This is a genomic window from Streptomyces sp. NPDC005962 (assembly GCF_040629205.1).
In the GTDB taxonomy this organism is placed as follows: Bacteria; Actinomycetota; Actinomycetes; order Streptomycetales; family Streptomycetaceae; genus Streptomyces.
The window spans coordinates 48,941-72,625 of the sequence record NZ_JBEXVE010000013.1 but is presented as its reverse complement, the minus strand read 5'-3'; the positions used below and the strand labels follow the sequence as shown (position 1 = coordinate 72,625).

Here is a 23,685-nt window from a genome sequence, read left to right as displayed (position 1 = left end):
GGCGAGCAGTCGGCGTGGGAAGGCCGACCGTGACACGCTACAGAGCCCAGGACCGGCCGCTGTCGGGGCTGCCGAGCCAGGCGGTCTGGTGGTCGGCGGTGACAGTGAGGCCGAAGGCGTACAGCTCCGGCGAACCGGCCTCGCGCCACCACTCGTACGCCCGCTCCAGCTCGCCGAACAGGTCGCGTGGCCCCCACTGGTGGACGCCGCCGTCCCGCACATACGCCCAGGAGTCGGCGGTGGCGAGCCACCCGTCGCCGTCCCAGTGGACGCCGGGAAGCCGGAGCCCCAGGGCGAAGCGCGCGTGGAAGCTCATGTCCAGGAAGGACAGATCGAGGTCGGTCCGGCTGTCGCGGCTCTCCTCCCAGGAGGCGGCCGAGTACACCTCATGGAGCGGGTTGTCCGGCCGCCGCTGGCCGCGCAGATCCATGAAGGACATCGGCTGATCGAAGTGGCCACTCGCCGAGACGCCGTCGACCGCGACACGCAGGCGCACCATCCCGTGCGGCTGCAGCGTCGTCTTCCACGGCGTGACGACGAGCCCGCCGGGACGGGTCTGCTCCACCCAGGCGAAGGGAACCCGCTGGAGCGAGGCCGTGCACAGCACCCGGTCGTACGGGGCCTCGGGCGGCCAGCCGCCCTCACCATCCGTGGCCACCACCCGGAGGTGATACCCGGCCTCGGCCAGCCGCCGGGCGGCCGCCTCCGCGAGCCCGGCGTCCACCTCGACCGACGTCACGTTCGCCGCACCGGCCCGTTCGCACAGCAGGGCGGCGTTGTAGCCGGTACCGGTACCGATCTCCAACACCCGCATGTCGAGGCGTACATCTGCGGCGGCGAGCATGGTGAACACGGCGTTGGGAGCGCTGATGGAGCTGGTCGGCAGCGTGCCCTCGGTCCCGGCCGCCCCGTCGTCGACCTGGGTGACGACGGACGCCAGCGGATCGTGGACCAGCGCGGCCCAGGCGCCGGGGTCGTCGGCGGCACGCAGCGGGCGGTAGGCGTCGTCTCGCCACACCCATACCGTGTCGGGGACGAAGGCATGCCGTGGGACCTTGAGAAACACCTCCCGCATCCACGGCTCAGCGAACCCTTCCAGGTCGTCGAGCGCCTCGGCGGCTTGTGCCCGCAACTCATCGGGGCTCATTTCCGGTGCGTCCCACCTCCAGGCTTCGACACATCCGGATGCTGGCCGTCGCTGTCCCGTGGCGACGGCGGCCCAGGCTGCGGGTTCGGCGCCGACGGCTTCCCGTGATTGCCCATGGAGCTGGTTCCCTTCGTCTGTCCCGTGTCACCAGCGTGCCGCTGCAGGGGAAGGTCCCGATTCCCCATCAGAGGTATCCCCATGATGGGTACAATCCGGCTTGAGACTGCTGATATCCCCTTCTTGTCACCGAACCTCGGGAATCACGTGTCCAGCTACCTCTCGCCCGCCGCGCTTCCTCCCCACGTCCTCCAACGATCCGACGTACGGAGGGCTCTGGAGCGCCATGATTTCGGGGCCGTCTTCAAACTGATCCGGCAATGGGGCGGGATCAGCTTCTCGAAGATCGCGGCTGCCTGCGACATCAAGCCGGAACGGGTGGGCAAGTTGGCCCGGGGCGAGGGATCGATCACGACGTACGAGAAGATCACGCAGATCGCCGATGCCTTACGCATCCCAGGCGGCTTGGTGGGCCTCAGCCCCCCGCCCTGGGAAACCGACGAAGCGGCTCCCGTCGCATCGCTCGCACTACCCTCCCTCGCCCCGGATCACGATCTGCTCGACCGATTGACGAAGACCGTCCGTGGGGCCACTCGCGCCGACAGCGCGACCCTCGACTGGCTCGACCGCCTGCTCGCCGAGCACCGTAAGGCGGAGGACGACATCGGATCACGCCCGCTCGTCGGCATTATGCGGCAGCAGTTGGCCACGGTGGTCGGCCTCCACGATGCGGCCTCGGGGGAATTGGCCACCCGCGTCGTGCGACTCGCCTCCGAGCACGCGCAATTCCTCGCGTGGATGGCGCAGGACCAGGGGAACTCATCGGCCGCTCTCACCTGGTACGACCGTTCCCACGATTGGGCCCTGGAAGCGGCTGACGCCGACATGGCGGCCACGACGCTCAGCATGAAGGCACACGTGGCGTGGTCCACGGGCGACGGCCGCCGCTGCGCCCGGCTGGCACAGGCCGCCCGGTGGGCAGCCCCCGGGACGTCACGGGGCGTCCAGGGCATGGCGGCCCAGATGGAGGCTCGCGGATACGCGCTGAGCGGCGAGGCCGACGCGGCCCATCGTCTCCTCGACGAGGCGCAGAACCTCATCGCCCGCGCCGCCGAGCGACCGGAGGACGAGCCGCCGTGGATGTACTTCTACGGCGAGAACTGGTTCACCCTGCAGCGCGGCATGGCCGCGATGCATCTCCGCCGCTGGGATACCGCCGCCGACCTGCTGCGCACCGGTATCGGCGCCCTGCCCGCCTCGTACCGGCGCGATCGGTCCTGGTACAGCGCGTGTCTCGCGCACGCGCTCGCCGGGGCCGGCCATGCCGACGCGGCCGCGCACACCGCGCTCGGCTGCACCGCCGATGCCTCGGATGTGGGGCGACCTCACGCCTGGAACGAGTTGCACACCACCGCCGCACTGCTCCTACGGCGTGGGGCGCCCCAGGCGCGGGGCTTGATCGACGCACTGGCCGACTGCGGCTGAGCGTCCGGGCCGGGCCGCCGCATATCCTGGGGACGTAGATCCGTCTCGTCCACCCCCGGAGCGACCCTTGTACTTCACCGACCGCGGCATCGAGGAGCTGGCGCAGCGACGCGGCGAGGAGGAGGTCACCTTCGACTGGCTCGCCGAGCAGCTGCGGACGTTCGTCGATCTGAACCCGGACTTCGAGGTTCCGGTGGAGCGGCTGGCGACCTGGCTGGCCCGGCTCGATGACGAGGACGACGACATCTGAGGACCGGGCCGTGAGGGGCGCGGCCCTTACGCCACCACCGGGCCGCGCCCCGCGGTGCCCGCCTCGTGGTCGAGGCGGGGGTCGGAGACCAGGACGGCCTGCTGGAGGCGCTGGAGCTTGGCGGAGGGTTCCAGGCCCAGTTCCTCGGCCATGGTCATGCGCAGCCGCTGGTAGACGGCGAGGGCGCGGGTGCGCTGGCCGGAGCGGTGGAGGGCCAGCATGTACTGGCTGTGCAGCCCCTCGTGGAAGCGGTGTTCGACGACGAGCGAGGCGAGGTCGCTCAGCACCTCCAGGTGGCCGCCGAGCCGCAGCCGGGTCTCGATGCCGCGCTCGGTGACGGTGAGCCGGGACTGCTCCAGCCGGGCGACCTCGGCCTGCAGCGGGCGGCCGTGCGGGGCGACGTCGACGAGGGCGGGGCCCTGCCAGAGGGTGAGGGCCTGCCGGAAGGCGGTGTCGGCGGCCCGTTCGTTGCCGACCTCCAGGGCGCATTCGGCCTGGCCGACGAGCGTGCGGTAGTCGTGGACGTCGAGCTGGCCGGGGCGCAGGACTAATGCGTAGCCGCCGGGTCTGGTCTGGAGGACGTCGCGGGTGACCGTGGCGGAGGACGTGCCGAGCACCTGGGCGAGCAGTTTGCGCAGGTGCAGGATGTACGTCTGGAGGGTGGTGAGCCCGGTGCGCGGCGGCTGGTGGCCCCACAGCTCGGCCATCAGCGACTGCACCGGCACCATGCGGCCGTCGCTGAGCAGCAGCAGGGACAGGACTTTGCGCGGTTTCATCGCGCTGGGGACTCCGGACAGAGCGCCGTGGCGCAGGGTCAGCGGTCCGAGAACGTTCGCACGCATGGGTGCCACCTCCTCGCACGTCATGTGCGGTACGCGCGGACAATCAGGTCGGCGGCCTTCTCGCAGATGGCCGTGGCGTCGACGGCGGCGATCGGGCGGGTGCCGTACATCGACTGGTAGAGGCCCTGCTGGACGATGAGGGCCACGAACTGCTGGGCGGCGGAGGCGGGGTCGGGGACGGCCAGCTCGCCCCGGTCGGTACGGCGGCCCAGCAGTTCGGCGAGGTACTTCACCAGCTGCTGGGGCTCGCCCTCGGCGCAGGCCGGGCGCAGCGCGGGGTGGCGGGCGACCTCGGCGATGATCAGGCGGCGCAGCGCGGAGGCGCGTTCGTCGAGGAGTACGTCCAGGACGCGGTAGCCGAAGGCGGTGAGCGCCGCGCGGACGTCCCGCCCGTCGTCCTCCCCGTCGTTCTCCCCGTCGTCCTCCGCGGAGGGGGTGCTGAGCGACGCGGTGACGAAGCCCGCGGCGACCCGCTCCCGTTCACCGTCCACCGCCGCGAGGAACAGCCGTTCCTTGTCGCCGAAGTGGTTGTAGACGGTCTGTTTGGAGACCCGCGCCTGGTCCGCGATGACGTCGACCCCGGCCCGGGTGTAGCCCTCGCGCAGGAAGACGGCGACGGCCGCCTCCAGTATCGCCTGGCGCTTGGCGGGCTGCGGGCCCGCCGGCCGTCCCGCGGCGCCGCGCCGCGGACCGTTGTCCGTCCGCAACGGTCCAACCTCCTCGCTATCAGCCGGTCTTGCCCTCGATGGACCTGTGAGTCTAGCCTTCCCTCACCACGATGGACTAGCCCGTCCAGTCCATTTAATTCACCATCACGTACGCGTCCAACGCATCGCGTACGAGCCATGAGGAGAGAGCTCCATGAGCGCACCGGAGAACAGCGATGCCCTGCGGCACCTCACCCTCGCGCCGGAGGCGCAGAACCAGCTGTTCCTGGAGGCCCGTACGGCCAACGCCTTCACCGACGAGCCGGTGACCGAGGACCAGGTCCGCGCCATCTACGAGCTGACGAAGTACGCGCCCACCTCGATGAACCAGCAGCCGCTGCGCATCGTCATGGTGCGCTCGGAGGAGGCTCGCGGCCGCCTCGTACCGCACATGATGGGAATGAACCAGCAGAAGACCGCGAAGGCGCCGCTGGTGGCGATCCTCGCCGCGGACCTCGACTTCCACGAGGAGCTGCCGAAGCTCGTCCCGTTCATGGAGAACCCGCAGGCCATCTTCGCGGAGCCGGGCTTCCGGGAGACGTCGGCGAAGTTCAACACGGCGCTGCAGGTGGGCTACTTCATCCTGGGCGTGCGCGCCGCCGGGCTCGCGGCCGGGCCCATGAGCGGCTTCGACCCCGCGGCCGTCTCCAAGGAGTTCTTCGGCGACGGCCGCCACCAGGCGATCTGCGTGGTCAACATCGGCAAGCCGGGCCCGGACGCCTGGATGGGCCGGTTGCCGCGGCTGGAGTACGACGAGGTCGTCACCACCGTCTGACCGCCGTCTGACCCCGTCCGACCCCCAAAGCAGTTCCCCCCACAGGCGGGCCGCCCGCCCTCGCGGCAACGAGGGCGGGCGGCCTGGTTCCGTACGGAAGCGGCGGGTGTCAGCTTTCGATCAGGTCGTGGAAGGCCACGGTGTCGAAGATGTCCTCCATCCTCGCCGCCTTGCCGTCCCGCATGGTCCACGAGTGAACGAAATCCAGGGTGACGGTTCTGCCGCCGCGCGACGTCACCTCCCGGGTGCCGAACACCACGACCCGGTCGCCCTGCTCGATGAACTCCTCCGGCGCGAGTCTCATCCCGCCCAGCACGCTCGGGACGTGCGCCAGGAACTCCTTGACCCCCGCGTGGCCCAGCTTGGTGCCGCCGAGGCCGTACTTCGCCATCCCGGCCGGGTGCACCCATTCGACGTCCGGGTGCATGCCGGACAGGATGCCCTCGATGTCGCGGCCCCGGAATCCCGCGTAGCTCGCGCGGATGGTCTCGATGTTTCGTGATGCCACGGTCTTCGTCTCTCCTCGGCTCTTCCTCAGACGGCGTGCTGCGGCTTGATGTGCTCCGGGTGGAGGGCCTGGAGCGTGCGGCGTACGCCCTCGCGCCACGGCACCCGGCAGGGCCCGGTGATCTCCCGGCGGCGCGTGGGGGCGAACTGGTACGTCTCCCTCGTCACCTCACTCGGTACGAGCCGCGCCGGTATCCCGCTCAGCTCCTCCAGGTACCGCACCAGATCGGTCATCCCGACCGGCTCGTCGCCACCCCAGTTGACGAGGGTGGCGGGGGACGACGCGGCCGCCCACAGCGCGGGCACCTGGGCGACGAGGTCGTCGGTGTGCAGCAGCGAGCACCAGTTCTGGCCCTCGACGGGCACCGGGATCGGCTCGCCCGCGAGCATCCGCTTGAAGTACAGCATCGGCACCCCGCCGTAACCGCCGGGACCGTAGGCGATGTTGAGCCGGGCGATGGTGGTGGGCAGGTTCAGCACCCCGGCGAACGCCCGTACCGCGCCCTCGGCGGCGATCTTGCCCACGGGGTAGCAGGGCAGCCAGTCGGCCACCCCGTCGATGGGGTCGTCCTCGGCGTACGGGTGGTCGAGGGTCTGCCGCTTGTAGAGCGCGCCGGTCGAGACGAACAGGAACGATTCGGCGGTGCGGCAGTGGGTCATCAGCCGTCCACTGGCGGTGGAGTTGACCTCGACGGCGGCGTTGAAGTCGCCGTCCTCGCCGCGCCGCACCGCCGAGTGGAAGACATGGGTGAAGTCGTCCGGGAGTCCCTCGTATCCCGACTCCCCCAGGTCGTTCATGTCCCAGCGGAAGGTGGTGATTCCCCGGGCGCGCAGTGCCTCCTCGACGCCGGGGGCGCCGAACCGGCCCAGGCACCACACCTCGTTGTCTGCCGCCAGAGCTTCCGCCACCGGCCGGGCGACCTGCCCGGTGCCGCCGGTGACCAGGATCTTCTTGCCTTCCACCGTGCTCTTCTCCTCTGTGCGTTGCGTCCCGGTCATCCGTCGCCCAGCGCGCGGTCCAGCTCCTTGCGGAGGATGGCCTGGAAGGCCGCGACGTGCTGGGGACCCATGAGGGTGTAGTGCTCACCGGGTACGTCGATGTACCGGTTGGGCTCCGTGGTGTGCTCGTCCCACCTGCGGAGTTCGTTGTTCAGCCAGTCCTCCTTGGTGCCGCGCAGCGGGATGGCGTAGAAGACCGTCATGGACCGGGTGGTGCCGCTGGGCCGGTAGGTGCGGCCCAGGCCGGTGAGCCCGTGGGCCAGCTCCGCCCAGGCGGTGAACTTGGTGATGTCCAGGTCGAGTTCGGCCAGGCGGCGCTGGGGGGCGATCCGCAGCAGCCGCGCGAGCTGTTCCCGCCGGGGCAGGGTGCGCAGCTCGCCCGGGAGGTCGAGGGACTGCTTCTTGTTGATCAGATCGAGGAAGAAGGCCAGGTTGGCGGCGGTCTCGATGAAGTCGAGTTCGTCCATCCGGTACTTGATGTGCGGCGGCAGGTTGAAGCTGCCGGTGAAGTCGACGCGCTCGCCCTCCGCCTCCAGCGCCTTGGCGATCTCGAAGGCCACGGCCCCGCCGTACGAATACCCGGCGACCGCGTACGGGCCGTGCGGCTGCTTGGCACGGATGGCCCGCACATAGTGGTCCACCATCTCCTGGAAGCTCTCGAAGGGCTTCTCCCCCTCGTTGAACCCACGGGCGCGCAGCGCGTAGAACGGCCGGTCGCCGACGAAGTACTTGGCGAGGTTGACGAAGACCAGGACCTCACCGACGCCCGGGTGCACACAGAACAGCGGGGTCTTCGCGCCGCCCGTCTGCAGCGGCACGATCGGGTCGTACGCCTCGGCGGCGGGCGTGCCGCCCCCGGCCAGCCGGGCGGCGAGCTGCCGCACCGAGGGCGCCGTGAGCACGGTGATGATCGGCAGATCCGCCACCCCGAGCCGCCGGGTGACCTGGCGCCGCAGCCGCAGGATGTCCAGTGAGGTGCCGCCCAGGTCGAAGAAGCTCGCCGTCGCACTGATCCGCTCCGGGGCGGTGTCGAACATCTCGGCGTAGATCTCGGTGAGGACCCGTTCCGTCTCGCCCTCCGGCGGGGTGTGACCGCCCAGCCGCCGGGTGGTCAGCTCCGCCACCCGCTCGATGACGCCGTCGAAGCCGCCGGACTCCAGCCGCTTGCGCATCCGCCGCCGCAGCGTCTTGCCCAGGCTGGTCTTGGGGAACGCGTCCTTGGGCAGCGGCAGGATGAGGGACGGCCGGAAGCCCCAGTGGATCACCACGGTGGAGCGCACCGCGGTGATCAGACGGTGCAGTCCGGGCTCGTCGTCGTCCGCGAGCTCGGGGTGGACGGCGATCACCAGCTGTTCGGTGTCGCTGCCCGGGCGGCGGGTGGGGAACGCCGCGACATAGCCGCCCGCCACCCCGTCGAGCTGCTCCAGCGCGGCCTCTATCTCATGGCTGAAGTAGTTGACACCGTTGACGATGACGCTGTCCTTGCTGCGTCCGACGAGGGTCAGCCGACCGTCGTCGATACGGCCGAGGTCGCCGCTGCGGAACCAGCCGTCGGGGGTGAAGGCCTCCTTGGTGGCCGTCTCGTCGTGGTAGTAGCCGCCGGTGATCATCTCCCCGCTGAGCTGGAGCTCTCCGACCTCGCCCGCGGGCAGCGGCCGGTGGTCGTCGTCGGCGACGCGGATGCTCAGCCCCTCGACGGGGGTGCCGAGGTTGGCGAACTCCTGGCCCACGTCGGTGATGGGAAAGGCACGGTTGTAGATCGAACCGGCGCAGGTCTCGGTCATCCCGAAGGCGGGCCACAGGGCGGAGGCCGCCAGACCGTACGGGGCGTAGTGGGCGAGGAACGCCTCGCCGGTCGCGACGACATTGGCCTCGCCGCCGCTCACGATATGCCGCAGCGAGCGGAGGTCGAGCCCTTCACCGCCCGCCGATATCTCCTCCGGCAGCTCCCGCACCGAGGCATTCAGCGGGGCGAGGAGGAAATTCGGAGTGAAGGTCATCGTGACCTTGTGGCGGGAGACGATACGGAGAAAGTTCAGCGGCTCCTCAAGGACGACCGACGCCTCCGCATGCAATTGTTCGGCGCCGACGTAGAGCGGCAGCATATGCGCTTCCATGAGCGCGGCGACATGGTCGTAGGAAATCCAGTTGAAGGTGGTGTCGGCAGCTGTGAGCCGCTGCTTTCCGGCCTTGCCCGCCATGGACGCGAGAATGTTTCCATGGGTGAGCATGACCGCCTTGGCATTCCCGGTGGAACCTGAGGTCAGCACCAGCAGGGCAAGATCCTCCGGTGCGGCGAGGTGCACCTCGGGCGACGCTCCGCCGTCCGGGGCGGGCGCGCCGTCCGCGTCCCGCAGCCGCTCCACCGTGGCCGTGGCGAGTCCGGGCACGTCGGGCAGCTCGGCGCTCATCGCCTCGGTGGTGACCAGCAGCGGACGGTCCAGCAACTGGTCGATGTGGGAAAGTTGCGCTGCCCAGCGGGCCGGGTCGCCGGGGATGGGAACCATCGGGCAGGGCACGAAGCCGCCCAGCAGGCAGGCCCAGAGGACCGTCAGGAATTCCCGCTGCCCGTCCAGCAGCAGGGCCACGTTGTCGCCCGGTCTCAGCCCGTACCCGCGTAGCGGCGCGAGGAGTTGAAGCGCGGATCTCAGAAGTTCCGGATAGGACTGGCGTGTTGTGTCCCGTCCCGCCTCGGCGGTCACGTAACGTACCCCGGAATCGGAGTAGTGGTGTGCTGCCCGCAGGAGTAACTGGGCGACGGAGCACAGGTCTTGAGAATCGTTTGGTACCGAGTATTTCAAGGGTTGTGACGCCATTACCTTCACTGCCCTCTTTCTTCCCGATTCGAAGGGCACGAAGGTAACAGTCTCGAACATTCGTACTCCATGACGCTCTACCAGTGCTCTAGCGATGCTCTAGCGGAAATCCCTGGAGCAGCATTGGCCCTGGCGGCGGGCGATTCATCTCACACGGAAACCATCGCCGTGCCTCGCGCCGGATACATGTGTGCGGTAAAGGCACCCCGGCCCCGGGCCCCGCACCCGCCCTCGCCCCGTCCCCCAGGGGCTTGACTCCAGCGATCCACGATATATCGTGTCTACACAGACGCGATATGTTGCGTGACGCATCCAGCCAGGGAGGCCAGGGATGTCAGCCCCGTCAGAGTGGTCGTTCGGCGAACCACAGAAGCTCACCTTCGACGAGCCCGTCTCCACGCTCCATGTGCGCATCGTGGACGGCACGGTCAACGTGGTCGGGACCGACGGCGGTCCGGCCCGGCTGGAGCTCTCCGCCATCGAGGGCCCGCCGCTGAAGGTGACCCTGCACGACGGCACCCTGAGCGTCGCGTACGACGACCTCCTCTGGAAGGGCCTGCTCAAATGGCTCGACCGCAAGGGGTGGAACCGCAAGGTCCATGTCACCCTCGCGGTGCCCACGGAGACGGCCGCCTCGATCGGGGTCGTCAATGCCTCCGCCGTCGCCTCGGGGCTCGGCGGCCGGACGGATCTGCGCGGCGTAACGGGCGACGCCACCCTCGTCGGGCTGACCGGTCCGGTGCGTGCCGACACCGTCTCCGGCCGGGTCGAGGCCCAGGCCGTCACCGGCGATCTGCGCTTCAACTCCGTCTCCGGCGACCTCACCGTGATCGAGGGCTCAGGTCCGGTCGTCAAGGCCGACTCCGTCAGCGGCAACATGGTGCTCGACCTCGCCCCCGCCTGCGCCGCGAAGCGCGCGGACATCAGCCTCACCACCGTCTCCGGTGAGATCGCCATCCGGCTGCCGCACCCCGCCGACGCCAGGATCGAGGCGAACACCGCGAGCGGGCCCGTCTCCAACGCCTTCGAGGACCTGCGGGTCACCGGCCAGTGGGGCGCCAAGCGGATCACCGGGAACCTGGGCTCGGGCCTGGGCAGCCTCAAGGCCACCACCGTCTCCGGCGCGATAGCGCTGCTGCGGCGCCCGCCCGCCGACGAGGACGGCGACGGGGACGGGGACGGGGACGGGGACGGCTTCGCCGACGGGACGCCCGGCGACGGCCCGGAAAGCACGACGGACAGCACGACGGACAGCCCGGCCGACAGCACCGGCAGTACTGGCGACACCGGCAGCACCGGCGGCTCCCAGGGAAAGGTCCTCTGATGCCCCCCGTATTCGCCCACGGCCGACTCCGCCTGTACCTGCTCAAGCTGCTCGACGAGGCCCCGCGCCACGGCTATGAGGTCATCCGGCTGCTGGAGGAGCGCTTCCAGGGGCTGTACGCGCCCTCCGCCGGAACCGTCTACCCGCGTCTGGCCAAGCTGGAGGCCGAAAGCCTGGTCACCCACACCACCGAGGGCGGCCGCAAGGTCTACTCCATCACCGACGCCGGACGCGCCGAACTGGCCGACCGCAGTGGCGAACTGGCCGACCTGGAGCTGGAGATCCGCGAATCGGTGGCCGAACTCGCCGCCGAGATCCGCGAGGACGTACGCGGCTCCGCCGACGACCTGCGGCGGGAGATGCGGGAGGCCGCCCAGAAGGCCCGCACCTCCGGCAACGGCGAGAGCAAACACGGCCCCTGGGACGGCCCGTGGGACAACAGCGACAGCTGGCGGCAGGCGAAGGAGGAGATGCGGCGCGCGAAGGACGAGTGGAAGGAGCAGGCCCGCCGCGCGAAAGAGGAGAGCCGCCGCGCCCGGCAGGACGCCCAGCGCGCCCGTAAGCAGGCCAAGGACGCCCAGGAATTCGCGATCGAGGAGGTCCAGCGGGTCGCCCGGCGCGTTCAGGAGCAGACGCAGGAGCACATCCGGGCGGGCGACTGGCAGCGAGCGGTACGGGACGGTCTGGCCGAGGTCTCCCGCAGCATGGGCCGTATCTCCCGGCAGGACATGTCCCCATCGGGGTCGGCGGCCCCGGACGAGGGCACGAAGACCACTGCCCCGCCCACGGACGCACCGGAACCGGCCTCCGGCGCCGCTCAGCAGGCCGACGGCACCGCCGCCCACACCGCTGGCGCCGACACCGCTGCCGCCGCCGACACCGCCGATGCCGAGCGCGCCCCGGCCGAGCCCGCGTGGGCCGGGGAGTTCACCCCGTCAGGCGACCCCGCCCGCGATCTGGACCGGCTGCTCGACCGCTTCCGCGACGACATCCGCGACACCGCCCGGGACCACGGGGTGACCGATGACCAACTGGCCGACGCCCACCGCCGACTGGCGGAGACGGCGGCCCGCATCACCAGCCGCCTGCGCGGCCCGGCCAAGGACTAAGGCCTGACGTTTGGATCAGGGCCGGGCTCGCGGGCGCGTCCGGCGGCGCTTCGTCCCGCCGCCGGACGCACCCCCGCAGTAGCCTCGCCGGTATGCGACTGGAGACCCCCGAGGCGCGGCGGCGCTTCGCCCGCGCCCGGGTGCTGCGGCTGGCCACCACCGACGAGGGCGGCCGACCGCATCTGGTGCCCGCGACCTTCGCGCTCACCGCCCCGGACGGCGTGGACACCGTGGTCACCGCCGTGGACCACAAGCCCAAGCGGCACCAGAATCTGAAGCGGCTGCGCAACATCCACACCAACCCGGCGGTCTCCCTCCTGGTCGACCATTACGACGAGGACTGGCGGCAGCTGTGGTGGGTGCGGGCCGATGGCCGGGCGCGGATCGTGCCATCCGAGGCGGCGGCCGAACGGGCCGACCCGGTGGGACAGCTGGTCGGCAAGTACCCGCAGTACGCCGACCAGCCGCCGCGCGGACCGGTGATCGCCATCGAGGTCACCCACTGGTCGGGCTGGGCGTTCACCGAGGACCCGACGGACCACTGATCAGTCGTCGCCCCCCTTGCCTCCCTTGTCCCCCTTGTCGTCATCCTGGTCACGCGGACAGTCGAACGCGTTCCTGGGGCCCCAGGTCTTCGCCTCGTCGCCGCTGTCGCGTATCCCGCACTCCAGCGCGATCTCCGGAGACGCACCCCTGGTGTCGTGCAGGATGAGCATCCGCTTGTTGACGGGCACCTTGCCGCCCCCGCGGAAGATCAGCGAACCCGTGGCCCCGCGCAGCCCCTCCGCTCCGCCCACCCCCTGATCCAGCTCCGTCTGCACCCCGCCCCGCCCGAAGGGCGCCGTGCCCGCGCTCTGGTACGCCGCGTTGATCCCCTCGGACAGCACACCGAGTGCGTCCCAGGCGAGCGGCACCCGGGCGTCGTTGCTCCACAGGTCGCTCCCGTAGGCGGCGGCGTACCTCCGGTGGAAGTCGTCGCCCTTCACATTGGGCGAGTTGTCCTTCGCCAGGGCCTGTGCCGTGTAGTACAGCCGCAGTCTGAGGTGCTTCTCGCTGGGGCGCTGCTGCTCGACCACCGCGTTGTCGAGGTCGTTGCCGCCGAGCACGGTCGACTGGCCGTTGCAGCTGGTGCCGCGGTCGAAGTCGTCGAGGAGATTCTCGAATTCATGGGCGCGGGCCGCCCAGTACACCACCGTGCGCGGTTCCTCCTTGAGTCTGCGGCATATGCTCTCGGCCATCTGGGAGGTGTGGGAGACCCATTCGTCCCTTTGGCCTTCGCGTGCGGGCGGTGGCGAGGCGGAGGGGTGCTCGACCGGATACCAGATGCGGTGGACGTCCTTGAATTCCTCCGCGAACCGGTCGCTCAGATTCGCGCTGTAGATGTCGGTCGGGTCCCCGATCACCACCGCTTTCCTGGCGGGGGCGCACTTCCCGGGCGCGGTCTGCACGATATTGGCGTGCCGCGCGAAGTTCGCCGCGATGCGCGCCTCCCGGCGGTTGTCGGGGGCGACCTGACGGTACATCGGCGAGCGCTGCATCTCCTCGGCGGTCGCGGCGGTGCCGATCATGGGCAGCCCGGCCCCGGCGAGGGTGTTCCGGGCCTTCAGCGTGCCCGGGCGGCTCTGGCCGAGGCCGACCACGCCCAGGAACTTTTCGCCGTCACCGGCGCGCTGGGCGGCCTCGATCTCCTTCTTGAGTGCGCCGGCCGCCGCGGGTGCCCGTGAGAAGCGCTCGCCCGCGTCCATCAGGCGGACCTTCAGCCAGACCTTGCTGCCCTTCTGCTGGGCCGCCTGTTCGTTGATCTCCTCCTGGGCGAGCGCGATGCCGCGCACCTCGGGGATGGCGCCGCTGTACTTGGCCTCGTCCCAGTCGTCGGCGGTCACCGGCACCCCCAGATAGCCGACCATCCGGACCACGGCACCGGACCGGGCCGCCCGATCGGCCCGCTCGTTCTGCCGGGTGATGGCGGCCACCGCGTCGCCGTAGACGTCCCGCGGGGTCCGGTTCGGCGGGCGGCTCCGCCCGCCGCTGTCCCCACCGGTCCCGGACGCGGCCGGGGACGCCGACGCATCGCCGCCGCCGCCGAGGCAGGCGGTGTCGCTGCGCTCCGTCAGCCGGGCCAGGGCGTAGCCGCCGAGCAGCCCGAGTACGGTGACGCCCGCCACCACCGCGACGGCGGCCTCCGCCCGCGGCGCCCCGTCGGAGCGGCTCCGGCCGACGGCGATCTCCGGATAGCGGCCGAGCCAGCGGGCCGCGTCCTCGTCGTCCGCGTGCGGCTCGACGAGCACGCGGACCACCCGGGCGCCGCCCGCGCCGGTGGTCCCGATCCAGGACTTCAGCGTGATGGCGGCTTCCGCGAAGCTCTCCGTGCGCTCCCGGCCCGGCCGCACCGCGGCCACCAGCATCACTCCGGTGCTCCCCGTCTGCTCGACCGCCCGGGGGAACTGCTCCAGCAGCCGCCCGGTGTCGTCACCGATGGCCGGGGGCTGCGGGAAGACCAGCACGACGCGATGGCGGCGGCGCCGCCCCCAGGGCGAGAGCCGGGGATACCGGAAGGCACGCTCCAGGTCGGCGAGCAGCGCCCGCAGCAGCACATCGACGATGGGCTCGCGCCGCGCGGCACCGGGCGCGCCCACGGTCAGCCTGCAGGCGTCGGCGAAGAAGCCGGGGCCGCCCTCGGGCAGTTCGGCCCAGGTGCGGTACCAGCTGCCCTTGCGGGTCATCCGGCGGCCGTGGCGCCGCCCGTACCACCAGCGCGGCAGCAGGCCGAACAGCGGGCGGCGCAGCCAGTACCAGGCGGTGCCCGGGATGCTCGGCGGCGGTTCCTCCCCGCCGCTCACGGCCTGGAGAGCGCGCAGGAAGACCGAGTTGGCGCAGCGCGCCTCGTAGCTCCGGTCGCGCAGCTGCGTGGCCTGTGCGCCGGGCGGGCATCCGGCGAGGTCGGACTCGACGATGCCGCACATCAGCCGGAACTGAGGCAGCCGCAGTCTGCCGAAGCCGCCGGGCCGGTTGCGCAGCAGCTCCTCCTCGATCTTCTGGAACGTCACCCCCACATGCCCCTGAGGCGGGGCCTCGGCCTCGCCCGCGACCTGGGCGAAGGGAACGCGGGCGCGGCCGCCCGCGCTGAAGCGCGCGCACAGGCCGTCCGCGATCCGCCCGGCTTCGGGCCCCTCGGCCAGCTGGGTGAGCAGGATCTGCGGCGCCGGACCGCGGTGGCCCGGCGGCAGCGTGACGAGCTGTTCGAGCGCGTCGACCAGCAATTCGATTTTGGGCAAAGGCGGTACTGAAGCAGTCATGTGCATCCCCCCGCCACGAGTATCCGTGCCGACTCCGGAGAGCACCAGGACTTTTACGGAGAGTAACGGCAATGCGTCACTATCGACCGCGGACGATCGAACCAGTGTGCAATGGGCGCCATATTTGACCGCCGGTCAGGCCATGAGGCCGCAGACCGTCAGCCAGTCAGACCGCCGGACCGCCGGACCGCCGGACCGCCGGACCGCCAGCCAGTCAGACCGTCAGCACGACCTTGCCGAACAGGTCCCCGCCCGCCATCTTCTCGAACCCCTCGCGCGCCCGGTCCAGCGGCAGCGCCGAGTCGATCACCGGCCGCACTCCCCGCGCGGCGCAGAAGCTCAGCAGGTCCTCCAGCTCGTCCTTGCCGCCCATCGTCGACCCGACGACCTTCAGCTCCAGGAAGAAGATCCTGTTCAGCTCGGTGGCCTGCGGGTTGGGCCCGCTGGTGGCGCCCGAGATGACGAGGGTGCCGCCCGGCTTGAGGGACTTCACCGAATGCGACCAGGTCGCGGCGCCGACCGTCTCGATCACCGCGTCCACCCGCCGCGGCAGCCGCTCCCCCGGCTCGTACGCCCCCTCGGCGCCGAGTTCGACCGCGCGCTTGCGCTTGGCCTCGTCCCGGCTGGTCGCGACCATCCGCAGCCCGGCGGCGGCGCCCAGCACGATCGCGGCGGTGGCCACACCGCCGCCCGCGCCCTGCACCAGCACGCTGTCGCCGGGCCGTACGCCCGCGTTGGTGAACAGCATGCGGTAGGCGGTCAGCCAGGCCGTCGGGAGGCAGGCGGCCTCCTCGAACGACAGCTCCTTGGGCTTGGGCAGCAGATTCCAGGTGGGGACGGTGACCTTCTCCGCGAAGGTGCCCTGATAGCGCTCGGTGAGGATGGTGCGCGGCTCACGCGGTCCGACGCCGTGACCGCTCTGGCCGATGACCGAGTGGAGGACGACCTCGTTGCCGTCCTCGTCGATCCCGGCGGCGTCACAGCCGAGGATCATCGGCAGCGACTCCTCGCCGAGTCCGACCCCGCGCAGCGACCACAGGTCGTGGTGGTTGAGCGAGGCGGCCTTGACGTTGACGGTCGTCCAGCCGGGTCGCGCCTCCGGCTCGGGGCGCTCGCCCAGTTCGAGGCCGCTGAGCGGCTGGTCGCGGTCGATACGTGCGGCGTAGGCAGCGAACATGATCCCGACCATAGGCCGCAGGAAGAAACGACGGAACCACGCCGCGATGTGAGTCACACCGCCCGGCCCGCGACAGCGGGCAACAGCCGGGCCGGGCCGTCTCGTGGACGGCCCGGCCCTTACCGCTGCTCCGGCACTGCCGCTGAGGTCAGCGGCGCGCCACGCCCTCCGCGCGGGCGGCGGCGGCCACGGCCGCGGTCACGGCCGGGGCGACCCGCTCGTCGAACGGCGACGGGATGACCTTGTCCGCGCTCAGCTCGTCGGCCACGACGGAGGCCAGCGCCTCGGCGGCGGCGAGCTTCATGCCCTCGGTGATCCGGGAGGCCCGGACCTGGAGGGCACCGGCGAAGATGCCGGGGAAGGCGAGCACGTTGTTGATCTGGTTCGGGAAGTCGCTGCGCCCGGTGGCGACCACGGCCGCGTGCTGGTGCGCGACGTCGGGGTGGATCTCCGGGTTGGGGTTGGCCATTGCGAAGATGAAGGCGCCGGGCGCCATCTTCGCGACCGCTTCGTCCGCCACCGTGCCGCCGCTGACGCCGATGAAGACGTCGGCGCCGTCCATCGCGGTCTCCAGCGAACCGGTGAGCCCGGCCTTGTTGGTGAAGCCCGCCAGCTCGCGCTTGACGTCGGTGAGGTCGTCGCGGTCCGGGGAGACGACGCCCTTGCGGTCACAGACCGCGACGTCTCCGATGCCCGCCTCGGTGAGAATCCGGGCGATGGCCACGCCGGCGGCGCCCGCGCCGGAGATGACGGCGCGCAGCTGGCCGAGGGCGCGGTCGGTCAGCTTGGCCGCGTTGCGCAGCGCGGCCAGCGTGACGACAGCCGTACCGTGCTGGTCGTCGTGGAAGATCGGGATGTCGACGCGCTCCTGGAGCTTGCGCTCGATCTCGAAGCAGCGGGGCGCGGAGATGTCCTCCAGATTGACGCCGCCGAACGAGGGCGCGAGCCGGACGACGGTCTCGACGATCTCGTCCACGTCCCGGCAGTCGAGCGCGATGGGCACCGCGTCCACACCGCCGAACTGCTTGAAGAGGATCGCCTTGCCCTCCATGACCGGAAGGGATGCCTCCGGGCCGATGTCGCCGAGCCCGAGCACGGCGCTGCCGTCCGTCACCACGGCTACGACCTGGGACTTCCAGGTGTAGTCATGGACGAGCTCAGGCTGTTCGGCGATCGCGCTGCAGACCTTCGCGACGCCCGGCGTGTAGGCGAGGGACAGATCGTCCCGGTCGCGCACGGGCACGGTCGCCTGAACGGCCATCTTGCCGCCGCGGTGCAGCGCGAACGCGGGATCGAAGGGCTCTCCGTCGGTCACTCCGTCGGCTCCTTCGCCGCTGTCGCCTGCCTTGTCGCTGCGAGGATTCACCATCTCCGCTGCCACTTTTTGACCCCTTTGTCGTTTTCTGTCGAGGGTAACCGCCCCAGGTTCGGAGCGGGCGGGCACCGCGTCCGGTGCCGCGGGGCAGATATCTGCCACGCGTAGTCAGATACGGACGCCGGACGCGTCGCACTCGCGTCCTGAGCCCCGGATGAGGGGGGTAGCCGTCTGTTCTACCGGAAGCGTGTGCCCTGAACGAACGGCTTCCGCTTCGGTGGTGTTCGGAAACTTCTCATAACCGTCGGAAGCGGTCGAAGCAGCCTCGGATATGCATGCTGCCTTCACGCGTCATTCGCCGCATGATCACAATTTCGTACCGCTCCCCACACCTGGGCTGTACAGCCCGGTGTCCGTTTCCTGCGCACCACGGGGATCGCCCGTTATCCGATTTTGACATGGAAGGCAGCCCGGGCGTGTCCGTCCAGATGGCAAGATGCCCCAATCACACGAGATCGCGACACCCACACACGTGTTCCCGACCCTCGGACACCCCCTCACCCTGCCGGAGGAACCAGCATGACCGCCAGCTTTACGCGCCGTCGGGTCACCACGAAGTCCCGGACGGCCGCTGTCGGCGCCGTCGCGGTTGTAGGCGCCCTGCTGCTGACGGGCTGTGGCGACCAGACCGACAAGGCGAAGCAGGGAAACTCCAGCAACGCCGCCGAGAAGGGGCCGCTCTTCAGCAAGCTGCCGAAGAAGATCCAGGACGCGGGTGTGGTCAAGGTCGGCTCCGACATCAACTACCCGCCGGTCGAGTTCAAGAAGAACGGCAAGGTCATGGGCCTCGACCCGGACCTGGCGGACGCGCTCGGCGAGGTCCTCGGCGTCAAGTTCGAGTTCAACAACGCCACGTTCGACACCCTGCTGTCCGGTCTGCGGTCGCAGCGCTACGACATCGCCATGTCGGCCATGACCGACAACAAGGGCCGCCAGGACGGCGTCGACCCCGACACCGGCAAGAAGGCCGGCGAGGGCGTCGACTTCGTCGACTACTTCACCGCCGGTGTCTCGATCTACACCAAGAAGGGCGACGACCAGGGGATCAAGACCTGGGACGACCTCTGCGGCAAGAAGATCGTCGTGCAGCGCGGCACCGTCTCGCACGACCTCGCCAAGTCGGAGGCGAAGAAGTGCGAGCAGGGCGGCAAGAAGAAGATCGCGGTCGAGGCGTTCGGCAATGACACCGAGGCCCAGACCCGGCTGCGCGGCGGGGGTGCCGCGGCCGGTTCCAGCGACTTCCCGGTCGCCGCGTACGCGGTGAAGACCTCCGGCGGCGGCAAGGACTTCCAGCTGGTCGGCGAGCAGGTGGACGCGGCCCCGTACGGCATCGCGACCTCCAAGGACAACACCGAGCTGCGCGACGCCCTCCAGCAGGCGCTCGCCCTCATCATCGCGAACGGCGACTACGACAAGATCGTCGCGAAGTGGGGCGTCAAGGAGGGCGCGGTCGCCAAGGCCATCATCAACGGCGGCAAGTGACCCCGGCCGACCCTGAAGCTCGCGCGCTCGCGCTGAAAGGCACTCATCCGTGACAACGAAGCTCGATAAGACGGGGCCCGTCGGCACCCCGTCTCCCGCACCGGAGAACATCAAAGCCATCCCGGTGCGGCACTACGGCCGCTGGATCTCCGCGGTCGTCACCATCGCCTTGCTGGTGACGCTCGTCTACGCCTTCGCCAAGGGCGATGTGAACTGGGCCGCCATCCCGGACTACTTCTTCGACCAGGAAGTGCTCAAGGGCGTCCGCAACACCATCTGGATCACCATCCTCTCGATGGTGGTCGGCGTGGCCCTCGGCGTCGTCCTGGCCGTCATGCGGCTGTCGAAGAACCCGGTGACGTCCTCCATCGCCTGGGGCTACATCTGGTTCTTCCGCGGCACCCCGGTCTATGTGCAGCTGCTGGTGTGGTTCAACCTGGGGCTGGTCTTCCACTACATCAACATCATGCCGATCTACAAGGACGAGTGGTCGGACTTCATGACCCCGTTCCTGGCCGCCCTGCTGGGCCTCGGGCTGAACGAGGCCGCGTACATGGCGGAGATCTGCCGGGCGGGCATCCAGTCCGTCGACGAGGGCCAGACGGAGGCCGCCCAGGCGCTGGGCATGAGCCACACCAAGACCCTGCGCCGGGTCGTCCTGCCGCAGGCCATGCGGGTGATCGTGCCGCCGACCGGCAACGAGTTCATCAACATGCTCAAGACCACCTCGCTGGTGATCGCGGTCCAGTACTGGGACCTGCTGCAGGCCACCTCGGAGGTCGGCCAGAACTCCGGCGCCACCGCGGAGATGCTCTTCCTCGCCGCCGCCTGGTACCTGATCCTCACCTCGGTGCTGAGCGTGGGCCAGTACTACCTGGAGCGGTACTACGCGCGCGGCACCACCCGGAACCTGCCCGCCACGCCGCTGCAGCGCATCCGGGTCAGCCTGCTGTCCGGCCGTAACCGCCAGGGGATGGGAGCGTAATGAACGCCATGGTGAAGGCCGAGGGCGTCCACAAGTCCTTCGGCGCCGTGCAGGTCCTCAAGGGCATCGACCTGGAGGTCGCCCCGCGTGAGGTGTTCTGCCTGATCGGCCCGTCCGGCTCGGGGAAGTCCACCTTCCTGCGCTGCATCAACCACCTGGAGAAGATCAACTCCGGGCGGCTGTACGTGGACGGCGACCTGGTCGGCTACCGGCAGAAGGGCGACAAGCTCTTCGAGCTGAAGGACCGCGAGGTCGCCGCGAAGCGCCGCGACATCGGCATGGTCTTCCAGCGCTTCAACCTCTTCCCGCACATGACCGCGCTGGAGAACGTCATCGAGGCGCCGATGCAGGTCAAGCGGGAGACCAAGGCGGTCGCACGGGAGCGCGCGCTGAAGCTGCTGGACCGGGTGGGCCTCGCCGACAAGGCGGGCAACTACCCCTCCCAGCTCTCCGGCGGCCAGCAGCAGCGGGTCGCGATCGCGCGGGCGCTGGCCATGGAGCCGAAGCTGATGCTCTTCGACGAGCCGACCTCGGCGCTCGACCCGGAGCTGGTCGGGGACGTCCTCGATGTGATGCGCGGGCTCGCGGAGGACGGCATGACGATGATCGTCGTCACGCATGAGATGGGCTTCGCCCGGGAGGTCGGGGACTCGGTCGTCTTCATGGACGACGGCGTGGTCGTGGAGTCCGGCCTTCCGCGCGAGGTGCTGACGAACCCGCAGCACGAGCGGACGAAGTCGTTTCTGTCGAAGGTGCTCTAGGAATCACGGTACGAGGGCGGTACGGGGCATGAGGCTCCGTACCGCCCTCGCGCCGTTACGTGCGCCCGGGCGCCTACTTGAGCCCGAGCACCATCGCGTCCGAGACCGAGCACCACACCGGGCGCGCCTCGGCGAACCCCGCCTCGCGCAGCGCGTCCGCGTGCCAGGCGGCGGGCTGCGTCTCGCCGTCCGCGTGGTCGCCGTCCGCCGGATTACCGAAGATCGTGAACCGCTCGGCGACGGGCTCCGCCAGCACCGGGTCCGCCGCGGCGGCGTCCCACCAGTCCACCCAGTCCTGGGCGCCCTCGGCCCTGGCCCGCGCCTGCCGCTCCTTGCGGTACGTACGGTCGGCGTCGTTGAGCCGGGGCGTGTCCGGGTCCGGCATGTGGTCGGCGTTCAGGAACACCCCGCCGTCCCGCACCACGCCCGCCACCTGGCCGTACAGCGTCCGCAGTTCATCGGAGCGCAGCCAGTGAAGGGCCGTGGCTGTAAGTACCGCATCGTAAGTGGGGTGCGGCAGCCGCTCCGTCCACCCCGGATCGCGCAGGTCCGCGCTGACGAAGGTGATACGGCCGTCCACCGCGAAGTGCCCGCGCGCGATGGCCAGCAGCGCGGGGTCCAGATCGACGCCGGTGCTGGTGGCGCCGGGGAAGCGGCGCAGCGCCCGATCCGAGATACTGCCCGTGCCGCACGCGAGGTCGAGGATTCTCGGCTCCGGTCCGACCAGCGCCTCGACCGCGTCGAGCATCGCCCGGAACCGCTCCTCACGATCGGGGAGGTACCACTCCTGCTGCCGGTCCCAGCTCCGTTGCCACGCCTGCCAGTCCGCCGCGGCGAGGGTGTCGGTCATCGCTCTCCTCCACGTCGTCGTCCGTAATACCCTGGCGCCTAGAGCGCCCATTACCCAACCTGACCGAACCGACCCTAGACCCGCCCCGGTAAGGACCACAAGTGGAACTGGCTTATTACTCAGATCTCGCCGTGCGTCTGGTCAACAGCGAGGAGCCGGCACGCGGCACCGACGCGCTCACCTCGGTCGACGCCGTGCGCACCCTCTTCGGCGAGAGCCGGCAGGCGGCCCGGCGCGCGACGGACGCCGACGTCACCCGGCTGCGGTCGGTCCGGGCCCGGCTGCGCGCGGTCTTCGAGGCGGCGGCGGACGGGGACGAGGTACTGGCCGTGGACCTGCTCAACGCGCTGCTCATCGAGTTCCCGGTGAGCCCGCAGATCTCCGGGCACGAGCTGCGGGACGAGGACGGCCGCCCCGACTGGCACATGCACATCGCCGACTACGCCGCCAACGCCGGTGCCGGGTTCGCCGCGACCGCCTCCATGGGGCTCGCGTTCCACCTCACCGAACTGGGCGCGGACCGGCTGGGCATCTGTGAGGCCCCGCCCTGTCGTAACGCCTATCTCGACACGTCGACAAATCGATCCCGGCGCTACTGCTCGGACCGCTGCGCCACCCGCGCCAACGTCGCCGCCTACCGCGCCCGTAAGCGCCTCGACGCGGGCCGCCCGGCCGGCTCCGCGCCCGCCCCGAGCGCGAAGCCCCTGGCCCGCGAGCGCGACCGTACGGGCCGCACCGCCGACGCCGCCCACGACAGCAGCCCCGCCATCGACCGCTGACCCCGGACCCCGGGCCGCCCCGGCAGCGGCCGCACCCGCAGCCACGCGCGGGCCACCACCAGCTCGTCCGGTACGACCCCGAACTCCCGGCTGTCGTTCTCCACGGCCGGGTTGTCCCCCATCACCCACCAGCCGCCCTCGCGCCGCTCCACCGCGCGCTTGACGATGAGCAGGTCCTGCCGGAAGGGATGCCGGAGCACCACCACGTCCCCCGGCCGCACCGGCACCCCGTACCGCACCACCAGCTGGTCGCCGGGATACAACGACGGCCGCATCGACGGGTTGTACACCTCGGCCAGCCCCATCCGCAGCAGTCCGTGCTGCTCGCGATCGCTCTCCTGCCCGCGATCACGCGGCTGCTCCCGCATCACGGCACCTCCGGTCCGTACGCCACCGTTCACCCTCACCATCGCAGGTCACCGCGGTGGACACCCCTGAGTGTCACCGGACTTTTGACCTAAGCCTCCCGGCCCGCCCGAGAAAAGCCTTCCCACACGGAGTAATCTCGCACCTGAGAAGACGATCACGAATGGAAGGACAGCTCTATGCTCTCCCGCCTGTTCGCCGCCAAGGTTCAGGTCAGCGCCCACTGCGACCTTCCCTGCGGCGTGTACGACCCGGCCCAGGCCCGCATCGAGGCCGAGTCCGTCAAGGCCGTCCAGGAGAAGTTCCAGGCCAACGAGGACCCGCACTTCCGCGCCCGCGCCACCGTCATCAAGGAGGAGCGCGCGGAGCTGGCGAAGCACCATGTCTCGGTGCTGTGGAGCGACTACTTCAAGCCCCCGCACTTCGAGAAGTACCCGGAGCTGCACCAGCTGGTCAACGAGGCCCTGAAGGCGCTCAGCGCCGCCAAGGGCTCGACCGACCCGGCCACGGGCCAGAAGGCTCTGGACTACATCGCCCAGATCGACAAGATCTTCTGGGAGACCAAGAAGGCCTGACCCGGCCCCGGGGCCGAGAGG

21 protein-coding genes and 1 pseudogene are annotated in these 23,685 nt (G+C 70.4%); 11 read left to right on the top strand and 11 right to left on the bottom strand.

Annotation, left to right across the window (positions count from 1 at the left end):
- Positions 1-37 precede the first annotated feature (37 nt).
- Positions 38-1,147 (bottom strand): methyltransferase domain-containing protein, encoded by a 1,110-nt coding sequence (locus ABZ370_RS22625; protein WP_358623752.1) that lies wholly within the window; start codon positions 1,145-1,147, stop codon positions 38-40.
- A gap of 264 nt (positions 1,148-1,411) precedes the next feature.
- Between ABZ370_RS22625 and ABZ370_RS22620 the strand changes: the two genes are divergently transcribed.
- Positions 1,412-2,689: an XRE family transcriptional regulator gene (locus ABZ370_RS22620; RefSeq protein WP_358623749.1), complete on the top strand. Its 1,278-nt coding sequence runs from the start codon at positions 1,412-1,414 to the stop codon at positions 2,687-2,689.
- Positions 2,690-2,756: 67 nt separating this feature from the next.
- Positions 2,757-2,939 (top strand): DUF6104 family protein, encoded by a 183-nt coding sequence (locus ABZ370_RS22615; RefSeq protein WP_358623746.1) that lies wholly within the window; start codon positions 2,757-2,759, stop codon positions 2,937-2,939.
- Between the two features lie 26 nt (positions 2,940-2,965).
- On the opposite strand, the gene ABZ370_RS22610 is transcribed toward ABZ370_RS22615, so the two are convergent.
- Positions 2,966-3,781: an AfsR/SARP family transcriptional regulator gene (locus ABZ370_RS22610; protein ID WP_358623743.1), complete on the bottom strand. Its 816-nt coding sequence runs from the start codon at positions 3,779-3,781 to the stop codon at positions 2,966-2,968.
- Between the two features lie 20 nt (positions 3,782-3,801).
- Positions 3,802-4,488, bottom strand: a complete 687-nt coding sequence (locus ABZ370_RS22605) for a TetR/AcrR family transcriptional regulator (RefSeq protein WP_358623740.1) — start codon at positions 4,486-4,488, stop codon at positions 3,802-3,804.
- A 154-nt stretch (positions 4,489-4,642) separates the two neighbouring features.
- Between ABZ370_RS22605 and ABZ370_RS22600 the strand changes: the two genes are divergently transcribed.
- On the top strand, positions 4,643-5,263 hold the full coding sequence (locus ABZ370_RS22600) for a malonic semialdehyde reductase (protein WP_358623737.1): 621 nt from the start codon (positions 4,643-4,645) through the stop codon (positions 5,261-5,263).
- Between the two features lie 109 nt (positions 5,264-5,372).
- Here the strand turns inward: ABZ370_RS22600 and ABZ370_RS22595 are convergent, their stop codons facing one another.
- From ABZ370_RS22595 to ABZ370_RS22585, 3 genes are read right to left on the bottom strand one after another with little or no spacing between them, the layout of a single operon-like run.
- Positions 5,373-5,771: a nuclear transport factor 2 family protein gene (locus ABZ370_RS22595; protein ID WP_358623734.1), complete on the bottom strand. Its 399-nt coding sequence runs from the start codon at positions 5,769-5,771 to the stop codon at positions 5,373-5,375.
- Between the two features lie 26 nt (positions 5,772-5,797).
- The gene (locus ABZ370_RS22590; protein WP_358623731.1) at positions 5,798-6,733 is read right to left on the bottom strand and encodes an NAD(P)-dependent oxidoreductase; all 936 of its coding nucleotides are present in this window, start codon (positions 6,731-6,733) and stop codon (positions 5,798-5,800) included.
- A gap of 32 nt (positions 6,734-6,765) precedes the next feature.
- Entirely contained in the window at positions 6,766-9,585 is a 2,820-nt protein-coding gene (locus tag ABZ370_RS22585; protein ID WP_358623729.1) for a non-ribosomal peptide synthetase, read from the bottom strand.
- 331 nt (positions 9,586-9,916) lie between these two features.
- Between ABZ370_RS22585 and ABZ370_RS22580 the strand changes: the two genes are divergently transcribed.
- The 3 genes from ABZ370_RS22580 (at position 9,917) to ABZ370_RS22570 (ending at position 12,563) form a co-directional block, all read left to right on the top strand.
- Positions 9,917-10,909, top strand: coding sequence for a DUF4097 family beta strand repeat-containing protein (locus ABZ370_RS22580; RefSeq protein ID WP_358623727.1), 993 nt, complete (start codon positions 9,917-9,919; stop codon positions 10,907-10,909).
- The gene (locus ABZ370_RS22575; protein ID WP_358623724.1) at positions 10,909-12,018 is read left to right on the top strand and encodes a helix-turn-helix transcriptional regulator; all 1,110 of its coding nucleotides are present in this window, start codon (positions 10,909-10,911) and stop codon (positions 12,016-12,018) included. The genes ABZ370_RS22580 and ABZ370_RS22575 overlap by 1 nt, the downstream gene beginning before the upstream one ends.
- A gap of 92 nt (positions 12,019-12,110) precedes the next feature.
- Positions 12,111-12,563, top strand: a complete 453-nt coding sequence (locus ABZ370_RS22570) for a TIGR03668 family PPOX class F420-dependent oxidoreductase (RefSeq protein WP_358623722.1) — start codon at positions 12,111-12,113, stop codon at positions 12,561-12,563.
- Here ABZ370_RS22570 and ABZ370_RS22565 read toward each other — a convergent pair whose 3' ends face one another.
- From ABZ370_RS22565 to ABZ370_RS22555, 3 genes are all read right to left on the bottom strand, one after another.
- Positions 12,564-15,293: a hypothetical protein gene (locus ABZ370_RS22565; RefSeq protein ID WP_358623720.1), complete on the bottom strand. Its 2,730-nt coding sequence runs from the start codon at positions 15,291-15,293 to the stop codon at positions 12,564-12,566.
- 235 nt (positions 15,294-15,528) lie between these two features.
- Positions 15,529-16,491 carry a zinc-binding dehydrogenase gene (locus tag ABZ370_RS22560; RefSeq protein ID WP_358623717.1) on the bottom strand — a complete coding sequence of 321 codons (963 nt, stop codon included), beginning with the start codon at positions 16,489-16,491 and terminating at the stop codon, positions 15,529-15,531.
- Positions 16,492-16,639: 148 nt separating this feature from the next.
- Complete coding sequence (locus tag ABZ370_RS22555; protein ID WP_358623714.1) at positions 16,640-17,872, bottom strand: NADP-dependent malic enzyme; 1,233 nt, start codon at positions 17,870-17,872, stop codon at positions 16,640-16,642.
- 513 nt (positions 17,873-18,385) lie between these two features.
- On the opposite strand from ABZ370_RS22555, the gene ABZ370_RS22550 reads away from it, so the two are divergent.
- From ABZ370_RS22550 to ABZ370_RS22540, 3 genes are read left to right on the top strand one after another with little or no spacing between them, the layout of a single operon-like run.
- Positions 18,386-19,348: an ABC transporter substrate-binding protein gene (locus tag ABZ370_RS22550; RefSeq protein ID WP_358623712.1), complete on the top strand. Its 963-nt coding sequence runs from the start codon at positions 18,386-18,388 to the stop codon at positions 19,346-19,348.
- 49 nt (positions 19,349-19,397) lie between these two features.
- Entirely contained in the window at positions 19,398-20,333 is a 936-nt protein-coding gene (locus tag ABZ370_RS22545; protein ID WP_358623709.1) for an amino acid ABC transporter permease, read from the top strand.
- Positions 20,333-21,094 (top strand): amino acid ABC transporter ATP-binding protein, encoded by a 762-nt coding sequence (locus ABZ370_RS22540; protein ID WP_358623706.1) that lies wholly within the window; start codon positions 20,333-20,335, stop codon positions 21,092-21,094. The genes ABZ370_RS22545 and ABZ370_RS22540 overlap by 1 nt, the downstream gene beginning before the upstream one ends.
- A 73-nt stretch (positions 21,095-21,167) precedes the next feature.
- Here ABZ370_RS22540 and ABZ370_RS22535 read toward each other — a convergent pair whose 3' ends face one another.
- Positions 21,168-21,944 carry a class I SAM-dependent methyltransferase gene (locus ABZ370_RS22535; RefSeq protein ID WP_358623703.1) on the bottom strand — a complete coding sequence of 259 codons (777 nt, stop codon included), beginning with the start codon at positions 21,942-21,944 and terminating at the stop codon, positions 21,168-21,170.
- 101 nt (positions 21,945-22,045) lie between these two features.
- Here ABZ370_RS22535 and ABZ370_RS22530 point away from each other — a divergent pair.
- Positions 22,046-22,534: pseudogene (locus ABZ370_RS22530) on the top strand (CGNR zinc finger domain-containing protein); the annotation flags it as partial.
- 44 nt (positions 22,535-22,578) lie between these two features.
- On the opposite strand, the gene sodX reads toward ABZ370_RS22530, so the two are convergent.
- Positions 22,579-23,091, bottom strand: coding sequence for a nickel-type superoxide dismutase maturation protease (gene sodX, locus ABZ370_RS22525; protein ID WP_358623700.1), 513 nt, complete (start codon positions 23,089-23,091; stop codon positions 22,579-22,581).
- Between the two features lie 177 nt (positions 23,092-23,268).
- On the opposite strand from sodX, the gene sodN reads away from it, so the two are divergent.
- Positions 23,269-23,664: a superoxide dismutase, Ni gene (sodN, locus tag ABZ370_RS22520; RefSeq protein ID WP_358623697.1), complete on the top strand. Its 396-nt coding sequence runs from the start codon at positions 23,269-23,271 to the stop codon at positions 23,662-23,664.
- Positions 23,665-23,685 lie beyond the last annotated feature (21 nt).

Excerpts from the sequence above, each read along its gene's own strand:
- ABZ370_RS22570 (WP_358623722.1), top strand. The coding sequence starts at position 12,111 with ATGCGACTGGAGACCCCCGAGGCGCGGCGGCGCTTCGCCCGCGCCCGG.
- ABZ370_RS22535 (WP_358623703.1), bottom strand. The coding sequence starts at position 21,944 with ATGACCGACACCCTCGCCGCGGCGGACTGGCAGGCGTGGCAACGGAGC.
- ABZ370_RS22575 (WP_358623724.1), top strand. The coding sequence starts at position 10,909 with ATGCCCCCCGTATTCGCCCACGGCCGACTCCGCCTGTACCTGCTCAAG.
- sodX (WP_358623700.1), bottom strand. The coding sequence starts at position 23,091 with ATGCGGGAGCAGCCGCGTGATCGCGGGCAGGAGAGCGATCGCGAGCAG.
- sodN (WP_358623697.1), top strand. The coding sequence starts at position 23,269 with ATGCTCTCCCGCCTGTTCGCCGCCAAGGTTCAGGTCAGCGCCCACTGC.
- ABZ370_RS22600 (WP_358623737.1), top strand. The coding sequence starts at position 4,643 with ATGAGCGCACCGGAGAACAGCGATGCCCTGCGGCACCTCACCCTCGCG.
- ABZ370_RS22540 (WP_358623706.1), top strand. The coding sequence starts at position 20,333 with ATGAACGCCATGGTGAAGGCCGAGGGCGTCCACAAGTCCTTCGGCGCC.
- ABZ370_RS22610 (WP_358623743.1), bottom strand. The coding sequence starts at position 3,781 with ATGCGTGCGAACGTTCTCGGACCGCTGACCCTGCGCCACGGCGCTCTG.
- ABZ370_RS22560 (WP_358623717.1), bottom strand. The coding sequence starts at position 16,491 with ATGTTCGCTGCCTACGCCGCACGTATCGACCGCGACCAGCCGCTCAGC.
- ABZ370_RS22625 (WP_358623752.1), bottom strand. The coding sequence starts at position 1,147 with ATGAGCCCCGATGAGTTGCGGGCACAAGCCGCCGAGGCGCTCGACGAC.
- ABZ370_RS22550 (WP_358623712.1), top strand. The coding sequence starts at position 18,386 with ATGACCGCCAGCTTTACGCGCCGTCGGGTCACCACGAAGTCCCGGACG.
- ABZ370_RS22585 (WP_358623729.1), bottom strand. The coding sequence starts at position 9,585 with ATGGCGTCACAACCCTTGAAATACTCGGTACCAAACGATTCTCAAGAC.
- ABZ370_RS22580 (WP_358623727.1), top strand. The coding sequence starts at position 9,917 with ATGTCAGCCCCGTCAGAGTGGTCGTTCGGCGAACCACAGAAGCTCACC.